This is a genomic window from Gemella haemolysans ATCC 10379, assembly GCF_000173915.1.
Lineage (GTDB): Bacteria > Bacillota > Bacilli > Staphylococcales > Gemellaceae > Gemella > Gemella haemolysans.
Genome location: NZ_ACDZ02000004.1, coordinates 62,429 through 80,803, shown reverse-complemented (window position 1 = coordinate 80,803; position 18,375 = coordinate 62,429). Strand labels below are relative to the sequence as shown.

Annotated in this window: 15 protein-coding genes and 1 riboswitch; of the genes, 8 read left to right on the top strand and 7 right to left on the bottom strand. The window is 32.3% G+C overall.

From position 1 onward, the window contains the following. Positions 1-110: 110 nt before the first annotated feature. The 6 genes from GEMHA0001_RS00675 to tenA form a co-directional block, all read right to left on the bottom strand. Positions 111-968 carry a MetQ/NlpA family ABC transporter substrate-binding protein gene (locus tag GEMHA0001_RS00675; protein WP_004392833.1) on the bottom strand — a complete coding sequence of 286 codons (858 nt, stop codon included), beginning with the start codon at positions 966-968 and terminating at the stop codon, positions 111-113. 468 nt (positions 969-1,436) lie between these two features. After that, positions 1,437-2,201 carry an alpha/beta fold hydrolase gene (locus GEMHA0001_RS00670; RefSeq protein ID WP_004392819.1) on the bottom strand — a complete coding sequence of 255 codons (765 nt, stop codon included), beginning with the start codon at positions 2,199-2,201 and terminating at the stop codon, positions 1,437-1,439. Positions 2,202-2,564: 363 nt separating this feature from the next. Further along, positions 2,565-3,197, bottom strand: a complete 633-nt coding sequence (gene thiE / locus GEMHA0001_RS00665) for a thiamine phosphate synthase (RefSeq protein WP_004392777.1) — start codon at positions 3,195-3,197, stop codon at positions 2,565-2,567. A gap of 1 nt (position 3,198) precedes the next feature. After that, on the bottom strand, positions 3,199-3,981 hold the full coding sequence (gene thiM, locus GEMHA0001_RS00660; protein ID WP_004392829.1) for a hydroxyethylthiazole kinase: 783 nt from the start codon (positions 3,979-3,981) through the stop codon (positions 3,199-3,201). 2 nt (positions 3,982-3,983) lie between these two features. After that, positions 3,984-4,781: a bifunctional hydroxymethylpyrimidine kinase/phosphomethylpyrimidine kinase gene (thiD, locus tag GEMHA0001_RS00655; RefSeq protein WP_004392787.1), complete on the bottom strand. Its 798-nt coding sequence runs from the start codon at positions 4,779-4,781 to the stop codon at positions 3,984-3,986. A 3-nt stretch (positions 4,782-4,784) separates the two neighbouring features. Beyond that, a complete protein-coding gene (gene tenA, locus GEMHA0001_RS00650) occupies positions 4,785-5,465 on the bottom strand; it encodes a thiaminase II (RefSeq protein WP_004392842.1) in 681 nt (226 codons plus the stop codon). Positions 5,466-5,609: 144 nt separating this feature from the next. Beyond that, positions 5,610-5,707: riboswitch (TPP riboswitch) on the bottom strand. Between the two features lie 329 nt (positions 5,708-6,036). On the opposite strand from tenA, the gene GEMHA0001_RS08665 reads away from it, so the two are divergent. Together GEMHA0001_RS08665 and GEMHA0001_RS08660 are read left to right on the top strand one after the other, a co-directional pair. After that, on the top strand, positions 6,037-7,572 hold the full coding sequence (locus GEMHA0001_RS08665; protein ID WP_004263257.1) for an LPXTG cell wall anchor domain-containing protein: 1,536 nt from the start codon (positions 6,037-6,039) through the stop codon (positions 7,570-7,572). A gap of 279 nt (positions 7,573-7,851) precedes the next feature. Next, entirely contained in the window at positions 7,852-10,704 is a 2,853-nt protein-coding gene (locus tag GEMHA0001_RS08660) for an NEAT domain-containing protein (protein ID WP_004392799.1), read from the top strand. Between the two features lie 317 nt (positions 10,705-11,021). Here GEMHA0001_RS08660 and GEMHA0001_RS00630 read toward each other — a convergent pair whose 3' ends face one another. Next, the gene (locus GEMHA0001_RS00630; protein ID WP_040464193.1) at positions 11,022-11,348 is read right to left on the bottom strand and encodes a hypothetical protein; all 327 of its coding nucleotides are present in this window, start codon (positions 11,346-11,348) and stop codon (positions 11,022-11,024) included. Between the two features lie 61 nt (positions 11,349-11,409). Between GEMHA0001_RS00630 and GEMHA0001_RS00625 the strand changes: the two genes are divergently transcribed. The 6 genes from GEMHA0001_RS00625 (at position 11,410) to GEMHA0001_RS00600 (ending at position 18,251) form a co-directional block, all read left to right on the top strand. After that, positions 11,410-12,057 (top strand): LPXTG cell wall anchor domain-containing protein, encoded by a 648-nt coding sequence (locus GEMHA0001_RS00625; protein WP_004392763.1) that lies wholly within the window; start codon positions 11,410-11,412, stop codon positions 12,055-12,057. 86 nt (positions 12,058-12,143) lie between these two features. Continuing rightward, positions 12,144-14,006 (top strand): hypothetical protein, encoded by a 1,863-nt coding sequence (locus GEMHA0001_RS00620; protein ID WP_004263256.1) that lies wholly within the window; start codon positions 12,144-12,146, stop codon positions 14,004-14,006. A 111-nt stretch (positions 14,007-14,117) separates the two neighbouring features. After that, the gene (locus GEMHA0001_RS00615) at positions 14,118-15,437 is read left to right on the top strand and encodes a heme-binding Shp domain-containing protein (RefSeq protein ID WP_004392788.1); all 1,320 of its coding nucleotides are present in this window, start codon (positions 14,118-14,120) and stop codon (positions 15,435-15,437) included. Positions 15,438-15,447: 10 nt separating this feature from the next. Next, positions 15,448-16,407 (top strand): heme ABC transporter substrate-binding protein IsdE, encoded by a 960-nt coding sequence (gene isdE, locus GEMHA0001_RS00610; RefSeq protein WP_004392793.1) that lies wholly within the window; start codon positions 15,448-15,450, stop codon positions 16,405-16,407. A gap of 105 nt (positions 16,408-16,512) precedes the next feature. Then, positions 16,513-17,487, top strand: coding sequence for a FecCD family ABC transporter permease (locus GEMHA0001_RS00605; RefSeq protein WP_004392815.1), 975 nt, complete (start codon positions 16,513-16,515; stop codon positions 17,485-17,487). Next, a complete protein-coding gene (locus GEMHA0001_RS00600) occupies positions 17,487-18,251 on the top strand; it encodes an ABC transporter ATP-binding protein (protein ID WP_004392836.1) in 765 nt (254 codons plus the stop codon). Before GEMHA0001_RS00605 ends, GEMHA0001_RS00600 begins: the two co-directional genes overlap by 1 nt. The last annotated feature ends 124 nt before the right edge of the window (positions 18,252-18,375 follow it).

Sequence of the window (18,375 nt, the reverse complement as noted above, 5' to 3'; positions counted from 1 at the left end):
CCGATTTTTTTTATTTCTCAATATATATATATACTAGACGCACACTTTCTTTACTTTATAAAACAAAAAAGACAGCTCTTACAAACTGCCTTTTAAAATTTTTAATGAAATTATTTAACAGGTAATACTGCTCCATTCCATTTTTCTTTAATGAATTTTTGAGTATCTTCAGATTTTAAAGCTGCAACAAGTTTTTTAACAACAGGTTTGTCTTTATCACCTTCACGAACAACAACGATGTTTGCATATGGGTTGTCATCTGTAGCTTTTTCTACTAAAACTGGTTCAGTTGCTGCATTTAATCCTGCGTCAACAGCGAAGTTAGCGTTGATTGAAACTAGGTCACCTTCACCGTTTTGGTAGAATTTAACCATTAATGCTGGATCATTTTCGTAGCTGAATTGTAATTTTTTAGGGTTTTCAGCGATATCATCGAAAGTAGCTGTTACTGGATCTACACCATCTTTAACTTTTACTAATCCTTCAGAAGCTAGTAATTTAATTACGCGTCCCCATTCTGATTTGTTGTTACTTACTAATACTTTAGCACCTTCTTTAAGGTCTTTAACATTTTTAACTTTTTTAGAGTATAATCCGATTGGCTCTAAGTGAATTGCACCAGCGTCTTCAATTTTGTATCCATTTTCTTTAATAGCATTTTTTAAGAATGGTACGTGTTGGAAGTAGTTAATGTCGATTTCTTTATCGTTTAACGTTTTGTTTGGTACATAGTAGTCTTGGTATGTAACGATGTCTAATTTGATTCCTTCTTTTTCAAGTTGAGGAGCAACGTGCTCTAATAATACAGCGTGAGGTACGTTAGTAGCTCCAACTTTAACTGTTACAGGTTTGCTAGGATCTAGTTTATCCACTTCGATTCCTTTTTTCTCAGTTTTTGATGCACTTGAACATCCAATTAATATAATTCCAAGTATGAAACTTGTTACTAAAAATAATAGTTTTTTCATTTATAATTTTCTCCTTTTGTTTTTACTATTTATTTTTGGGTTTTGCGAATTTTATGTAAAAAAAATCACCCTTACTCTCCTAAGAGAATAAGGGCGAAACTAATTTCACGGTACCACCTTACTTTTTCGTAAACTACGAACTTTACCACTACAACGTCTATGCATCTAGAATATACACGAGATAGTGTGCGTTTGTAACGTAACGCCTACGAAAAAAGCTTGTGTTTTAAAACTCACTTTTTTTACCATTCAAACCATTTTCCTCTATAATCTGCATTGTGTGCTTTCACCCGCTCACACTCTCTGTAAAAGTTCCTATAAAGTACTTATTTGAATATCGGTAATTTTGAACTTGAGTATATATTATCATCAATAAATAAAAATGTCAACACTTTTTTTGAATTTTTTTGAAAATTTACTAATATTTACTTTACAGTTCTCATAAATAACTATTTCTTCAAATAATTTCTAATTTAGTTTATTGCTTATTAACCATTTATCTATTGATTCTATCGTCTTGTTTCGATATTTAGGTGCTTCGTACATATGATCTGATCCTTCTATAACATTTAGAGTTGCATTTTTATATCTTTTTGCTGTCGCTCTTGCTATATTTGGATGTACCATTTTATCCTCACTACCAGTTATTACTAATACCGGTTCATTAACCTTATCAAAATCAATATAAGCACCTTTTTGTTTGTCTAAAAATGGTAATGCCATTTGGAAATAAGTAAAACCTGATTCCGGAACTAATTTAGAAAATTCTCTCTCCTTATCAGCTTCATCTTGATTGTTCATACAATAATCATAGAAGGCATGCTTATAAGGTGGCATAGATTTCTTCCAGAATCCCCAACGTAGAAAATGTTTATAGAAACAAATTACCATACTTGGATAAAAGGCGAAAATTCCTGCAGCAGGTGCAGTTCCCATTAAAATAAGTCCCTTAGTCTTTGTCCTCATAGCAACTTTCTGAGCAAGAAGTCCCCCTAAAGAGTGCCCTAATACAATCGGAGCTTCATCTAGTGTTTCTATTAAATCTACAATATCATTGGTAAATTCATCTAAACTAACTTCCGCTACCTTTTTTTCTACTTCTTTATAAGGTAGATCATGATATCTTAGAGTTGGAGTATATACATTTAAACCTAATTTTTCTAATTCATTAACAAATTCTCCCCAGACACTTCCGTCACACCATGTTCCATGTATCAATACTATATTTGTCATAAAAATTCCTCCTACTTTTATTTTAGCAATCTTTTTTTCACACTAATTATATACTTATTATCTTCATTAATCAAATAATTATATAATGCTAGGTATGATTCAAAAATTCTGCATTCTAAAATAACTCATATACGTTATGGATTATTTATTCATGATTTTACTTTATAAATAACTTTTAGATATGTAATAAACTTTACAGGAGCAACTCCTCAAAATCTACTTCTCTAAAACCAAGATTTTGGTTCTCTCTATAGTTAGTTAAATAAAAAGAGTAGAAGCAAAAACTGGTAAGGATTTTTGCTCTACTCTTTACATCACCACTTGAAAGTTATCAAAAGGTGAATTAAACTTTGGAGGCTAATTTTAGAATTGTTCGATCATTTCACGAACAGTTTTTTCAATATTATCTGAATATGAGATTGCTGATATAATAGACACACCATCAACATTTGTTTTCATAATATCTTTAATATGTTGTGTCTGAATACCACCAATTGCCACTAATGGCATTTGTGGTAAAAATCTTCTCATTAATTCTAGTCCTTCATAACCTATAGCGCCACCAGCATCATCTTTTGATTGTGTGACATATACAGGCCCTACACCAACATAATCTACATATTCAACTTTGGATTGTTTAAATTCTTCTTCATTTCCTATAGAAAGACCTATTATTTTATTAGGCATTAATTTTCTAATTTCATCAACACCTAGGTCATCCTGTCCTACATGTACTCCGTCAGCATCTATTTCTAATGCTAACTCTATATCATCATTAACAATAAACGGAACATTGTATTTTTTACAAAGTTCTTGTAGTTTTATTGCTAATTCTACTTTTTCTCTACCTTCTAAGGCTCCTTCACCTTTTTCACGAAATTGAAATAAAGTTATTCCACCTTTTAAAGCATCTTCAACTACTGTATATAAGTCCTTACCTAAGCAAGTAGTAGTTCCACATATAAAATATAATTTTAATAGTTCTTTATTAAACATCTTATTTCACCTTTTTAAATGCTTTTATATCTTGATCTGTAATTTCGTATAATGCATTAATAAATTCAACTTTAAATGTTCCTGGTAAATGCCCATTAGGACGTTTTTCTGCCATTTCCCCGGCAATATTATATGCTAACATAGCTGTTTCTAGTGATTTTAATTCTTCACCTTTCTCTAATCCAATAAAGCTTGCTAATACAGCTCCTAATAAACATCCTGTTCCAATAACTTTAGGCATCATTGCACTTCCGTTATGTATTGTTATTACTTCTCCATTAACTGCAATAGCGTCAACTTCCCCAGTTACTACTATTGGAATATTAAACTTAGCATTTGCTGCTAAGGCAATTTCATCAATATTATCTACTCCAGCACTATCCACTCCCTTAGAAGCTACATTTATGCCAACTAATGATGCAATCTCGCCAGCATTTCCTCTTATAGCTGCTAGTTTGTAATTGTTAATTAAATCATCTGATACTTTTTTTCTATATGCTCCGGCTCCACAGGCTACAGGATCTAATACTGCAGGTACATTATATTTTTCAGCTATTTTAAGAGCTTCTTGATATAACTTCCAAGTCTCATCTGTTAATGTACCAATATTGATTAATAATCCTCCAGCATATTTTAATAAATCTTCTAAGTCTTCTGGATATTCACTCATCGCTGGTGATGCTCCCAACGCTACTAATCCATTTGCTGTGAAATTCTTAACAACATCATTAGTTATACAAATCACTAACGGTGCTTTCTCTTTCAATAATTTTAAACTTGTCATATTTATAAATCTCCTTTAAATGCTATATGATTCACAGGTCCATTTCCATGACCTAGCTCTGGTGTGTATTTAATTGCAGCTGTAATGAATTTTTTCCCAATTTCTACAGCTTCAACAATACTTTTTCCTTTTGCTAACTCTGCAGCAATAACAGCTGAGAATGTACAACCTGTTCCATGTGTATGATTAGTCTTAAATCTTTCACTAGTCCATACTTTTTTTGTTCCATCATTTAAAAATAAATAATCTTTTGCTTCTCCTGTTAGATGTCCACCTTTTATAACTACTGACTTACATCCAACTTCGTCGATAATAAACTTTCCTGCACGATTAACATCATCCTCTGTTAATATTTTAAAATTAACAATTTCTTCTGCTTCTGGTACATTTGGTGTAATAATAGTTGCTAGTGGTAATATCTCCTCTTTTAAATGTTTTCTTGCAACATCATCTATCAATTTATCCCCACTTGTCGCAACCATAACTGGATCAACAACATAAGGAACATCTTTAGGTAAATATCTCTTAATTAATTTCATCATATCAGCATTTGCTATCATTCCAGTTTTTATACTATCAGGTGTTATATCGTCAAACACACTTTTTAATTGCGCTTCTAATATATCTAAATCTAAGTTTCTTATCATTTGAACACCTAACGTATTTTGTGCAACGACACTAGTAACTACAGCCATTCCATACACTTCACGTGCTTGAAAACTTTTTAAATCAGCCATAATTCCTGCTCCACCAGTTGGATCAGTTCCAGCAATAGTTAATGCAATATTTAGTTTACTCATACCCTATACCTCTAACTCCCAACGTTCTTGTGTATAAGCCATATTGAAGAAACGACGTTCATGTTCACAACTTTCTAAGAAGTTTTTAATAAGCCTTTGTTTACCTTCTCCACTCATAAACTCAGCTTCACGATTAATAATTTTATAATATTCAGTAAGCACTTCATCTACTAAACCATCAGCATAAAATTCAACCCAGAATTTTAATGGATGATCTTCTGCTAAATTGTGATTAGCTAAAATCTTTCTAGCTACCATTTTATAAATCCATGGACATGGAGCCATTGCGCTCAAAGCTTCAGCCATACCGAATGCAAATGCATTATAGTACATATGTTTTATATAATGGTCTGCAGATGGATACCACTCTCCGCCTTTGATAATCTCTTGATACTCTCTCCCTATATAATCTGCTAAATTTTTGTGTGCAGCAATTTCTTCGTTTAATACAAAATTTATCTGACCTAAGAAAAAGTTTTTTTCAACTTTATCATTACTTTTTGCTAAAAGAATGGCATAAATATCGCTAAAATTCTCTAAATAAAGTGCATCAGCTTTCAGATAGTGCTCTACTGCTTTCTCTGATAAATCTGCACGAATTAATCCTTGAATAAAGCCATCATTATATATTTTATCGACAATTGGTAATGCCTTCTCTTCCATAATTTCAGTAATAAGTTTCATAGGTATATCCCCCTAAATATATTTAATTTTAGTATAAAATAATATCACTTATGATAAATAAAAAAGTCCCCTTACTAACGTAAGAGAACTCTGAAACATATATTACTCATAGTATATTTCCCAATTATGTTGGATTAAATTCTATTTTGAAAATATTCACGTTTCCTACGCTAGCATTATCTAGATCAGGTCAAAGGGTCTAACTATGTTATCTCAGCCTAAAGGCTCCCCCAGTGATTTTACTCTATTCACTTTTTAAATCGTAGCATAGAAAAAATGAAATGTCAACAATTTAGTTTAAATGCTTACAAAATTTATATAATTATAAATTACTTTTAAATCATAGAACTTTTTATAATAATATTTTTTTATATTTTAAAATTAACCTCTTTTTAAATATGGCGAATTTGTGAAGTTAAATTGAAACTTTATTGTAAATTTCTAGTATTTTAGATTGTAAATGAAATTAGTTATCATTTTTTCCTTTATTAATTGACATCTTTGTATTATAATAGTAATGATAAATTTTATAATCACAAAATACAATTTTTAAGGAGACATTTATATAATTATGAAGAATAAAACATTATTAAAAGTTCTTTCTGCTTCTGCAATTTTCACTGCAATCGCAGCAATAGAATCTTATAATCACAATGCATTCGCTACTGAAGTTGCAGCAACTACTAATAACACTCAAAGCGATGTAGAAACAAAAACAGTTCCTCAAGATGTTAAGAATTTACCAGATGGTACATACGATATAAAGTCAGTAGGTGAGAAAAAGAATGTAGAAGCTCTAAACTTCTCACAAGAAGGTAGAGAATCAATGGCTGCTGCTGGATTAGATACTAAAAAAACAAAACTAGTAGTTAAAAATGGAAAATACTCTGTAAATGTTTCATTTAAACCTATTACATTTGGAGGTCTTACAGGGTACTTAGGAGATTTAAAATACTATGATGGGGATAAGACTCATGCTAATCGTTCTGAAATAAAAGATAGTGATTTTAAAGATACAACTATCATTGAAAATTATTCAGAAAATGAAAAAGATGCTTTTATTGGTGTATACAAGAAAAAATTCCCTGGACGTACTGGATATCCTAAAACTTTATCTTACAATGTAGATAAAAATAAAATCGATGTTAACAATAAACTAGAAACATTTACTCAAGTATTCGTACCTGTAATGGAAAATATATTCGCTGGTTCAGGTACTCAGCGTATGATTCTTAAATACGATTTAAGTTCTCTAACTACAAAAACAATAACTATACCTAAAGTAGATACAGAAAAACTAGCTAAAGAAAAAGCTGAAAAAGAACGTATCGAAAGAGAAAAACTAGCTAAAGAAAAAGCTGAAAAAGAACGTATCGAAAGAGAAAGATTAGCTAAAGAAAAAGCTGAAAAAGAACGTATCGAAAGAGAAAGATTAGCTAAGGAAAAAGCTGAAAAAGAACGTATCGAAAGAGAAAGATTAGCTAAGGAAAAAGCTGAAAAAGAACGTATCGAAGCTGAAAGATTAGCTAAGGAAAAAGCTGAAAAAGAACATATCGAAGCTGAAAGATTAGCTAAAGAAAAAGCTGAAAAAGAACGTATCGAAAAAGAAAGATTAGCTAAAGAAAAAGCTGAAAAAGAACGTATCGAAAAAGAAAGATTAGCTAAAGAAAAAACTGAAAAAGAAAGACTTGAAAGAGAAAAAGCTCCTGTAACTGCTAAAGGTGAAGCTGCAATACTAGAAGTACCTGAGTTTGACTTAGAAGGATACCTTAAAAATCATCAAGGTCCTATTACTGCTAAAGGTGAAGCTGCAATATTAGAAAAACCTGAATTTGATTTAGAAGGGTACCTTAGAGAACAAAAACAATTGACTGAAGAGACAACTACTACATCTAATAAAAAACCACTTATCAATGATATCTTTGGACAATCTAAAGTTAAAGATACTTTTGCAGCTACTTCAGTAGGTACGAAAAAATCTAATGCTACAACTGCAAACGTGAAAAAATCATTAGCAAACACTGGTATTTCTACTGCATCTACAGTATTCTTAGGATTAACATCACTTCTTGCAGCATTTGTAATACGTAGAAAATTTAATAAATAATATTTAAGAAAAATGTGGGTTTGGAGGTATTCCAAGCCCATATTTTCATTGTTTCATAAAATTTTATTAATAATATTTTTGTATTTTATAGAATGAAAAACGTTTAAATTATGACAAACTTGTGAACTATCTTTGAAACTTTGTTGTAAATTTCATCTATTTTAGGTTGTATCTGATATCAATTATCACTTTTACCTTTATTTATACAGTTTTTTGTATTATAATAGTGGTAACGATTTAATATCTAATAATATACAAATAAAGGAGAAAATTCCTAATATGAAAAATACAACATTATTAAAAGTTTTGTCAGCAACTGCAATTTTTTCTGCTGTTGCAGCAATTGAAGCATACGATCAAGATAGTTTCGCATTCGCAGCAGAAGAAACACCAGTTGTAGCAAATACAACAACTTCTTCTACGAAGACAACTACTACGCAACCTACAGCACAAGCATCTACTACTGGGGAAACTAATTCACAAGCAACTCCAGCAGCGAACTCTGCTGCTGCCCCTGCTACTACATCAGTTGTAGCTCCAGCAACTACTGCTCCTAAAGCTGAAGAACCAGCTACTGTAGCACAAGATGTTAAAGCTTTAAAAGATGGTGAATACAAGATTACTGCTGAAGCCTTAAAATTTGATGCAGAAGGTAGTCCTTCTATGGCTGCAGCTGCAATCGACAATGATAAAACAAAATTAATTGTAAAAAATGGGCAATATTCTGTAAATGTTTCATTTAAACCTATCACATTTGGTGGACTTAAAGGTTACTTAGGAGACTTAAAATACTATGATGGTGATAAAACTCATGAAAATCGTAAAGAAATTCAAAAAAGCGAGTTTAAAGACTCAACTATAGTTGAGAATTATAGTGCCAGTGATACTGACAATTTCGTAAATTTCTACAAAAAAGAATTTCCTGGTCGTACTGTTTATCCTAAAACTGTTAACTACAATGTGGATAAAAATAAAATCGATTCAAACAATAAATTAGAAACATTTACTGAAGTGTTTGTCCCTGTTATGGCTTCAATTAATCCAGACTCTGGAACTCAAAAAATGACTTTAAAATTTGATTTATCATCTTTAGCTAGAAAAAAAGTAACAGCTGATAACTATCAAGCTGCAACTTACGAAAATCCTAACAAAGACGTTGAATACAAAGGAACTATTAAAAAAGATTTCCCTATCCACGTTCAAGGACATTTAAGAAATGCTAACAACAACGATGAAGAATCATTATACGGTTCTGCATTGGATAACTATGTTAAAGTTGAAAAAGTTGGAGATAAATACAAATATACTTTAAGATTCAAAAAAGGTCTTGCTGATGTAGGTGGAGAATTCTATCCATTTGAATTACATAAAGTAGCATACCAAGGTAAAGATGTTCCATTAACTACTTTAGCAACAAATGGTAATTCTTCAGTAAAAGAAGGATCTATCATTACTGATAAACTATTAGAAAAAATTCAATTAGACGGTACTGCTCCATATCCAAACGGTGCTTTAATGTCACACTTTGTTACATTAAAACTATACTATGAGACAGCTACTGACTATAAGGAAAGACCTGTAAAACTAGAAGATGTAGTTGCACCTGCTAAACCTAAACCAGTTAAGCCTGCACCAACTAAACCAAAAGAAGAACCAAAACCAGCAACACCAACAGCTGCTGACCATAATGTTGATGCTGATAAAGTTCCTAACACTTTCCCTACTACAGTAAAAGCTGAATTAAATGGTAGAACTACTGGTACTGCTTCAATCTATGAAAATGCATTTGTTAAAGATGTAAAAGTTGAAAAAGTTGGGGATAAGTATCAATATACTATCCAAGTTAAAGAAGGAAAATCTACTAACTTCTTATTACGTAATAAGCCATTCACAGTTTCTAAACTTACTTATAAAGGAACTGAAATTAACTTTACTGAAGTTGATGCTGCTACTAAACTAAAAGAAGGGAAAATCTTAACTGATTCTCTTCTAGACAAAATTCAAGTAGATGCTGTATTAAATGTTCAAACAAAAGGTGGAGCTAAACCTAGATTCGAAGACAGAGCTGCTGAAAGTACAATAGCTTTAGACTTCCCTAAAGTAGAAAAACCTAAAGAAGTTACACCTGCTAAACCTTCAGTACCTGATCACGAAGTAGCTGCTGATAAAGTTCCTACTACATTTCCAGCTACTATTAAAGGAGAATTAAATGGTAGAACAACTGATTCAAGTTCAATCTACGAAGATGCATTTGTTAAAGATGTAAAAGTTGAAAAAGTTGGAGATAAATATCAATACACTATCCAAGTAAAAGAAGGGAAATCTTCTACTTACTTACTACGTAATAAACCATTTACAGTTTCTAAACTTACTTATAAAGGAACTGAAGTTAACTTTACTGAAGTTGATGCTACAACTAAACTTAAAGAAGGTAAAATCTTAACTGATTCTCTTCTAGATAAAATTCAAGTAGATACTGTAATCAGTGTTCAAACTAGAGGTGGAGCTAAACCTAGATTCGAAGAAAGAAATGCAGAAAACACTATTTCTTTAGACTTCCCTACTGCAGAAAAAGTAAAAGAAGAAGCTGCTAATAACTTAGTTCCAGCTATAATTAATAATCTCCATGAATCTAATAGAACTTCAATGGCAGATGGTGCATTAGTACACGAAAAAACTCGTGTTGAAAAAGTAAATGATACTTACAACTACTATCTAACATTTAAAGATTTAAATATCGCGTCTCTTGTAGGAACTGTAGATACTTTAACTGTTGATGGTACTGCAGCTGAAAGAACTGATCTTGGTGGTGAAAGCCATGAAAAAGTATTCCACTTCACAAGTCCTGAAAAATTAACTGAGAAAACTATTACATTCTCAGTATCAGTAGACGGCAAACCATTAAGAGGTCATTCAAATGTTGCAGCAACACTTAAATTCAATTGGGATGGTGCTACTCCACTAACAGCTGATCAAGTAACATCATTACACAAAGATGAAACTACAAAAGCTCAAGCCGAAAAAGAAAGATTAGAAAAGAAGCTGCTGCTAAAGCCCAAGCTGGAAAAGAAAGACTTGAAAAGAAAAAGACTCAAAAAGCTGAAGCTGATCGTCTTGAAAAAGAAAGATTAGAAAAAGAAGCTGCTGTTAAGGCTCAAGCTGAAAAAGAAAGACTTGAAAAGAGAAAGCTCAAAAAGCTGAAGCTGATCGTCTTGAAAAAGAAAGATTAGAAAAAGAAGCTGCTGCTAAGGCTCAAGCTGAAAAGAAAGACTTGAAAAAGAGAAAGCTCAAAAAGCTGAAGCTGATCGTCTTGAAAAAGAAAGATTAGAAAAAGAAGCTGCTGCTAAGGCTCAAGCTGAAAAAGAAAGACTTGAAAAAGAGAAAGCTCAAAAAGCTGAAGCTGATCGTCTTGAAAAAGAAAGATTAGAAAAAGAAGCTGCTACTAAGGCTCAAGCTGAAAAAGAACAAGCAAAATTAGAAGAACTTAAAAAAGTAGCATTAGCTAATATCGCTACTGATAAAGATGTAAATAAAGAAGAAGCTGCAAAACTGAAAGAAATAGTTAACACTGCATCTCTTAAAGATACATTAGTTGCTAAAGTTGTAGAAAATGGTTCATCAGAAGAAATCAAAGTTTCATTCGATAACTCTACTGTAAAAGCATCTAAATTCTCAGTTGAAAAAGCTGACAAAGAAACTGTTGCAAAAGTTGAAGAACTTGTTAAAAAAGCTGATGAAAACCTAAGTGTTGTTAAAACAATTGACTTACACTTCACAGATTCTAAAGGAACTACAATCGATAAGCAAGGAGAAACTCGTGCAGTTACAGTAGCTGTTGTGGCTAATGAGAATGAAAAATTAGAAGTTTACTATGTAAATGGTAATAAATTAGAAAAAGTACCAAGTGTTTATAAAGATGGAAAACTTACATTCTTCACTAACCACTTCAGTTTATACACAATTGTAAAAGAAGGTATTAACCCATCAAATAATAAAACAAAATTTGAAACTGGTGATGCTCTTGTTCAACCTGAACTGCCAGCATTAAACGAATTACCAAAATCTGAAACTGGTGATGCTCTTGTTCAACCTGAATTACCAGAATTAAACGAAATATCGAAAGCAGAAAAAGGTGAAGCTCTTATTCAACCTGAACTACCAGCATTAAGCGAAATACCAAAATCTGAAACTGGTGATGCTCTTGTTCAACCTGAATTACCAGAATTAAATATCAATGATTTAAACAAAGAGCAAAAAGTAAAAGAACAAGCACAACCATCAACACAAGATATCTTTGGACAAAATGAAAGCAAAGAAGATAAGAAAACTGAGGTTGAAAAAACTACTGTTCAAAAAACTTCACAAACTGTAGCTAAAGGACTTAAAGCGTTAGCTAATACTGGAGTAAGTTCAACAGCAACTGTTGGTTTAGGTGCACTAGTATTATTATCTGCTCTTGTTCTACGCAGAAAAAATAACAAATAATATAAAACAAACTCTTATACAAAGGGATAATTTATCCCTTTGTATAAAGTCATGTATAAAGAAATATAAGGAGAAATCAAAATAAAATGAAAGCAAATAAATTATTAAAAGTTCTATCGGCAGCAACTATCATCTCTACTCTTGCTGTGGTAGATTACTCAGCAACTACACAAAACAACAAAGTTTTATTAGCAGCTGATACTCAAAATCCAGAGGTACCGGTTAAAACTACAGCTTTAAATGCATACGAAGCCGGAAAAATATCAATGGCTAATGCTTCTATAGTTAAATTGACCGTTCAAAAAGTAGCTAATGGTTATAAATACAAATTAATATTAAAAGATGTCGACCTGAATGGATTATCCGATGGAGTATCTAAACTTTGGATAGAAGGACAAGAAATATCATTACAATCAATAGAATATACAGAAGATCCAAGCGCCAAAAATCCAAAATTGGCTGAATTTACTCTACCTGAATTAAAATCAAGAATTAACGCTACTGTATTTGTTCAAATAATGGAAAAAATTGGATTATTAACTAACAATCCTGGACAAGGTACAAAAGATACAATTCTTAGTTTAGATTTAACTGGAGTTGAAGAAAAACTTACTCCTAAACCTGCAGTGAATCCTAAGCCAGCAGCTGAAACTCCAGCTAAACCTGCTGAGTCTAAACCTGTTACAAAACCTGAAACACCAAAAGATACTCAGCCTTCGAATAAACCAGCTGATCCAACTAAACCTGCTGATAAACCAACTGAGACTGTTAAACCTGTAGAAACTCCTAAACCTAAGGAGCAACCAAAACCTGTAGTGACTACACCTACTCCAAAACCTACTCCTTCAGCTACTGCAACTTACTATAAAGGAGTTAAAGCTACATTACTAAATGCTTATCGTCCTGGTCAGAAATCTATGGGGGATGCAGCTTTAGAGCACAGTAATGTAACTGTATATAAAGAAGGAAGTACTTATCACTATATTGTTCGTTTCCACAATATTAGTGTTGGAACATTTAATGACGGAATTACTGGTTTCTGGGTAAATGGTACAGAGTATCCTGTAAACCCTACTGGTGGGGCTAATAAACAGGTAGAAGTACACTTCACATCTACTGAGAAACTATCAACTGTCCCTGTTTCTGTTTTTGTTCAAGCTATGGAATCTATTATGGCAGGCGGTGGTAAACAAAATGCTACTTTATCATTTGACTGGTCTAATGTGACTGAACAACAAGGGCAACCTATAGCTGGCGGAAATCCTGGTTCTAGCAACCCTGCTACTAATACTGGAGGGCAACCTACTTCACCAATTACTACTCCAACAACACCAGTGCTTCCTGCCGCTACTCAAGAACAAGGTGTAGAAGTACCAGTTACATTCTACGATAACGTAACTGCCTCTCTATTAAATGCATATGAATCAGGTCGTGCATCTATGGGGAACGCCGCATTAGATGGAATCACTGTATTTAAACATGGTGATACTTATCACTACAAAGTTCGTTTCCACGATATTAAAGTAGGAACTCTTACAGACGGTATTACTCGTTTCTGGGTTAACGGGACTGAATACCCTGTCAATAAAACAGGTGGCGCTATGAACCAAGTAGAAATCCATTTCACATCTAACGAAAAACTAACTAACATTCCTGTTTCTGTTTTTGTACCTACAATGGAAAGTATTATGCCAGGTGCTGGTAAAAAAGATGCAATCCTTAGCCTTAACTGGTCTAATGCTACTGAAAGACAAGGAACTGCAGTAATCGATGGTGGTCAACCTGGAGCAAGTACTGCTGGTAATGGTGCTGGTGCTTTAACTCCAAAAGGTGGACGTCTAAACAACGGACGCCTATCTAACACTGGATTAGAAACATCATCATCTATCCTTGCAGGAGCTCTTACTCTAATGAGTGCCTTCATGGTTGGTAGAAGAAAACAAAAATAATAAGATAATATCCAACTTAATTAGCTTAATATTATCTATTCCGTAAGGCGGGAATACTTCCCGCCTTTCTTATTAAAAATTAAATAATACAAAAGAAAGTGAGTTTTTATAATGAAACGAGTTTTAAAACTGTTAACGATAGTTATTGCTACATTAACGTTTATAGTTACATCTAGTAATGTTCCTTTCGTTAAAAATGTACATGCTGCTGACAGAGTGTATAGCGTTCCTGTAGAACTATGGCACGCTGAAAATAGTGGTCGTCTTTCTATGGGGAACAATGCATTAGCTACACATGCTACAGTAAATGTTCACGATAATAACACTTCTACTATTACTGTACAATTTACTCCAATGGATTTCAGTAATATGCACGGTCACTTATTATCACTTAGCATCTACTCATCTCCTATTTTCTCAGGAAGCCTTACTGCTGCTTCAGTGACAAGTACTTATAATGATACAAACTTAGACGGTGGTACTAGTACATATCCTGGAAACCTAAGCTTTAATTTCGGTGAAGCTAAACCTGATAAAGTCGGTGTTAGAGTCGCTGTTGATGCCATGAACCAAATTATGGGTGGTGATGCATCTCAAAATGCCATTATTAAATTTAACTGGTCTGCAGCTAATCTAGTATCTGGTTCTGAAGATTCATCTAAAGATAAAGAAAAAGAGAAAAAAGCTGAAGATAAGAAAAAAGAAGAAGAAAACAAAGATAAAAAAGATGAAAATAAGGCACCTGAAGGATTTGTTGCTAAGAAATTAGAAGATTACTTCAAAGATGATCAAAAAACAAAAAATCCTGGTCTTTATAATCTTGACATCACAGGTTCATACTTGAACCCTCTTACTGGTGTTACTGCTGATGGTGGGACTAAAAACACTGCTATCGGTGAAGGTATGGTTCAAGGAGTAATCTCACCTATTAATGCAGGTGGGGACCTTAATGAAGCTCTTAAAAATCAAAAATCTAACGGCGAAAAACGTTGGTCTAAAGCTATGCTTCAACGTACAAAAGATGGTAAATTATACGCAACTGTACGTATTCACCTAATGAACTGGGTTCAACGTAGTAAAGAACAAGGTCCTTTCATTAAAGTTCTTCAAAAAGATGGAGAATTCAAACAAGTTGCTGCTACTGAAACAAAAGTTAACATCGAACAATATAAAGACAGCTATGTTGATTATCGTTTTGAAGTACCAAATGAAAACTTCTTAGCTATGGTACAAATGTATGTAGAACCAATGAATCGTCCTGTTCGTTATTTCGTGGAAGTTAATACTGATAGTATTAAAAACGGAAATGAGGGGTTAGACATGGAAGCTATTAAAGAAGCAAACTACACACCTTATTATTTAGGTGGTATAGGAGTTCTTGCAATAGCTGCTGGGCTTTACTTTCCTCGTAAAAAAAGAAAAAATAACTAGGAGATAATTCATGAAAAGAAAACTATCCCTACTATTTACACTACTATTAACCAGTATTCTAGTTCTTACTGCTTGTTCATCACAAAATAAAGCTGGTAACACTACTGGAACTGATCCTAATCTAGCTGATAAGGCTTTTAATGAGACTATTGACTTAACAGGTGTAAATAAAAATAAAAAATCTGAAGAAGAAAATGGTAAACGTGTAGTAATGGATTCTGTCGCTCTTGCTCAAGTAGCTAATGTTCTTGACATTAAATTAGCAGCTGTTCCTACTACAAAATTAGGACGTATACCTAAAAAGTATGACAATACTGTTCAAATTGGTCTTCCTATGAATCCTAATATGGAGGTTATTAAGTCGATTAATCCTTCTATTGTATATGCGCCAGATAGTTTACAAGACTGGATAAAAGAAGGATTCGAGAAAAATAAAATACCTTATAAATTTATAGACATTCGTAGTGTTAACGGGCTATACGCTGTAACTGAAGAACTTGCAAAAGAATTCGGTAAAACTGAAAAATTCAAAGAGTTAAAGAAAGAACACGATAAATTCTTCGCCAAATTCAATGAAAAAATCGCAAATAAAAAGAAACCAAAAGTTCTTGTTCTTATGGGCTTACCTGGAAGCTACATGGCAGCTACTGAAAAATCTTACGTAGGTAACCTTGTAAAATTAGCTGGTGGTGAAAATATCGTTAAAGGTAACGAAGAGTTTAAAAATCTAAACTTAGAAACTGCTTTAAACGATAAACCAGATTTCATTTTACGTACTGCTCATGCTATGCCTGATACTGTAAATGAAATGTTTAAAAAAGAATTTGAAAACAATAAGAGTTGGTCTCACTTTGATGCGGTAAAAAATAATAAAGTTGTCGATTTAGATAGCTCAATGTTTGGTATGACAGCTACATATGATTACCAAAAAGGATTAGAAAGTCTATACAGTATTTTCTATAGTAACTAATACTTAAAACCAGAAGTAGCGCATTGCTACCTCTGGTTTTTTAAATAATACAATTTTAAAACAATGTGATATACTAAACATATAAACTATATAAGGAGGTTCTTAATGTTTAAAAATAAAAAAGTAATCACTTTTTCTGTTCTTATTCTACTTTTATTAAGTACGATATTTTTTGCAGCGAACAGTGGTAGTATAAAAGCTAGCGTCGGACAATTAGCTATTGGTATCTTTACCGGAGAATACGCCAATGTAAATGCAATTATCGACGTTCGTTTTCCAAGAATTATCATCACCTTATTAGTAGGTGCTGCGCTGGGAGTTAGTGGTCTATTATTACAAACAGTATTAAAGAACCCACTTGTCGATCCTAGTATTATTGGTGTTTCTAGTGGAGCTAACCTATTTTTATACTTAGGATTAGGATTATTACCACAATTTTTAATGTTTAAGTCTGTGTTTTCTATCATCGGTGGTGTTCTTGGTTTCTTAATCATTTATTACTTAGCTGGTAGAACAAAAAACAATGTTAAAATTATTTTAATCGGTATTGCAATAAGTTATTTCTTCACAGGAATACTAAGTTCTATGCAGTATTTGAACCAAGCTAACTCTACTACTTCGTCAGCATTTAAAACTGTTGGTTTAGGAACTAAGAACTGGGATGACGTTTCATTATTATTAGGTTGGATTCCAATATTACTAATTATTAGTTTCTTCTTAGCTAAACTGTGCAATATATTTGCTTTAGATGATAATATTATTAGTTCTCTTGGTATAAATATTAATATGATTCGTTTATTGATTTCATTTGTTGCGGTGGCTCTTGCTTCTATTTCGACGGCTGTTGCTGGTGTTATGGTATTCTTGGCTCTTATTACACCTCATATTGCTAAAATTGTAATTGGACGAAATCATATTTACACAATTCCATTTAGTGCTTTACTTGGAGCATTTATTCTACTGTTATTCGATACAATCGGTCGTGTTATTTTTGCACCAATAGAAATACCTGCTGATTTAATAATGATGATTATAGGTGGGCCTGCATTCATTATTTTAGTTAAGAAAGGAGTAAGTTAATGGAAAATATAATAGAAATTAATAACCTTACGTTTAAGTATGATAATAAAAATGCACTTTTTGAAGGTCTAAATGTAAGCATTGAAAAAGGTAAGATTACTACCCTACTTGGTAAAAATGGTTGTGGTAAAAGTACACTTATAAAAATATTAGCAAAAAACTTAAACTATAATTCTGGAAGTATAAAAATTGAAGGTAAGGAACTGAATTCATATTCATTAAAAGAACTTGCGAGTATTCTTGCAATTGTTTATCAAAAGAATGAAACTCCACGAGAAATTACCGTTTATGATATGGTTAGTTTCGCTAGACTTCCTTACCAAAACATTTTCTTTTACAAGCCTACTGCTAGTGATGTTGAAAAGATTGAATTTGCATTAGAAAAAACTAATCTACAGGCTTATAAAGATAAACGTGTGGATGAGTTATCGGGAGGACAGCTTCAACGTGTTTATATCGCAATGGCATTAGCACAAAGTACTGATATTATTATACTAGACGAGCCTACTACTTTCCTTGATATAAAATATCAAAAATCTATAATGCAGCTTGTAAGAGAGCTTAATAAATCATTAGGAATCACTATTATCATGGTATTGCATGATATTAATCAAGCTCTAGCTTATAGTGATAATATTATTGCTCTTCTTGATGGAAAAGTGATTAAAAATGATAAAGCTGAGAACTTTTTTGATGAAGATCTTCTAAACAAACTTTATGATGCTGACATTAAAATAGAAGATGGAAAAGTAATTAGTTGGTAATTTTTCAAATATCTAAATAAATATTTTGAATAATTCGCTACATCTTGGTATTAATACTTAGGTGTAGCGATATTTTTATACCTAAGTAATAATTTACAAATTTTTTTAAACTCTAAATTTTCTT

Bases quoted from the DNA above. Each gene is read 5' to 3' on its own strand.
- GEMHA0001_RS00675 (WP_004392833.1), bottom strand. From the start codon at position 968: ATGAAAAAACTATTATTTTTAGTAACAAGTTTCATACTTGGAATTATA.
- GEMHA0001_RS00670 (WP_004392819.1), bottom strand. From the start codon at position 2,201: ATGACAAATATAGTATTGATACATGGAACATGGTGTGACGGAAGTGTC.
- thiE (WP_004392777.1), bottom strand. From the start codon at position 3,197: ATGTTTAATAAAGAACTATTAAAATTATATTTTATATGTGGAACTACT.
- thiM (WP_004392829.1), bottom strand. From the start codon at position 3,981: ATGACAAGTTTAAAATTATTGAAAGAGAAAGCACCGTTAGTGATTTGT.
- thiD (WP_004392787.1), bottom strand. From the start codon at position 4,781: ATGAGTAAACTAAATATTGCATTAACTATTGCTGGAACTGATCCAACT.
- tenA (WP_004392842.1), bottom strand. From the start codon at position 5,465: ATGAAACTTATTACTGAAATTATGGAAGAGAAGGCATTACCAATTGTC.
- GEMHA0001_RS08665 (WP_004263257.1), top strand. From the start codon at position 6,037: ATGAAGAATAAAACATTATTAAAAGTTCTTTCTGCTTCTGCAATTTTC.
- GEMHA0001_RS08660 (WP_004392799.1), top strand. From the start codon at position 7,852: ATGAAAAATACAACATTATTAAAAGTTTTGTCAGCAACTGCAATTTTT.
- GEMHA0001_RS00620 (WP_004263256.1), top strand. From the start codon at position 12,144: ATGAAAGCAAATAAATTATTAAAAGTTCTATCGGCAGCAACTATCATC.
- GEMHA0001_RS00615 (WP_004392788.1), top strand. From the start codon at position 14,118: ATGAAACGAGTTTTAAAACTGTTAACGATAGTTATTGCTACATTAACG.
- isdE (WP_004392793.1), top strand. From the start codon at position 15,448: ATGAAAAGAAAACTATCCCTACTATTTACACTACTATTAACCAGTATT.
- GEMHA0001_RS00605 (WP_004392815.1), top strand. From the start codon at position 16,513: ATGTTTAAAAATAAAAAAGTAATCACTTTTTCTGTTCTTATTCTACTT.
- GEMHA0001_RS00600 (WP_004392836.1), top strand. From the start codon at position 17,487: ATGGAAAATATAATAGAAATTAATAACCTTACGTTTAAGTATGATAAT.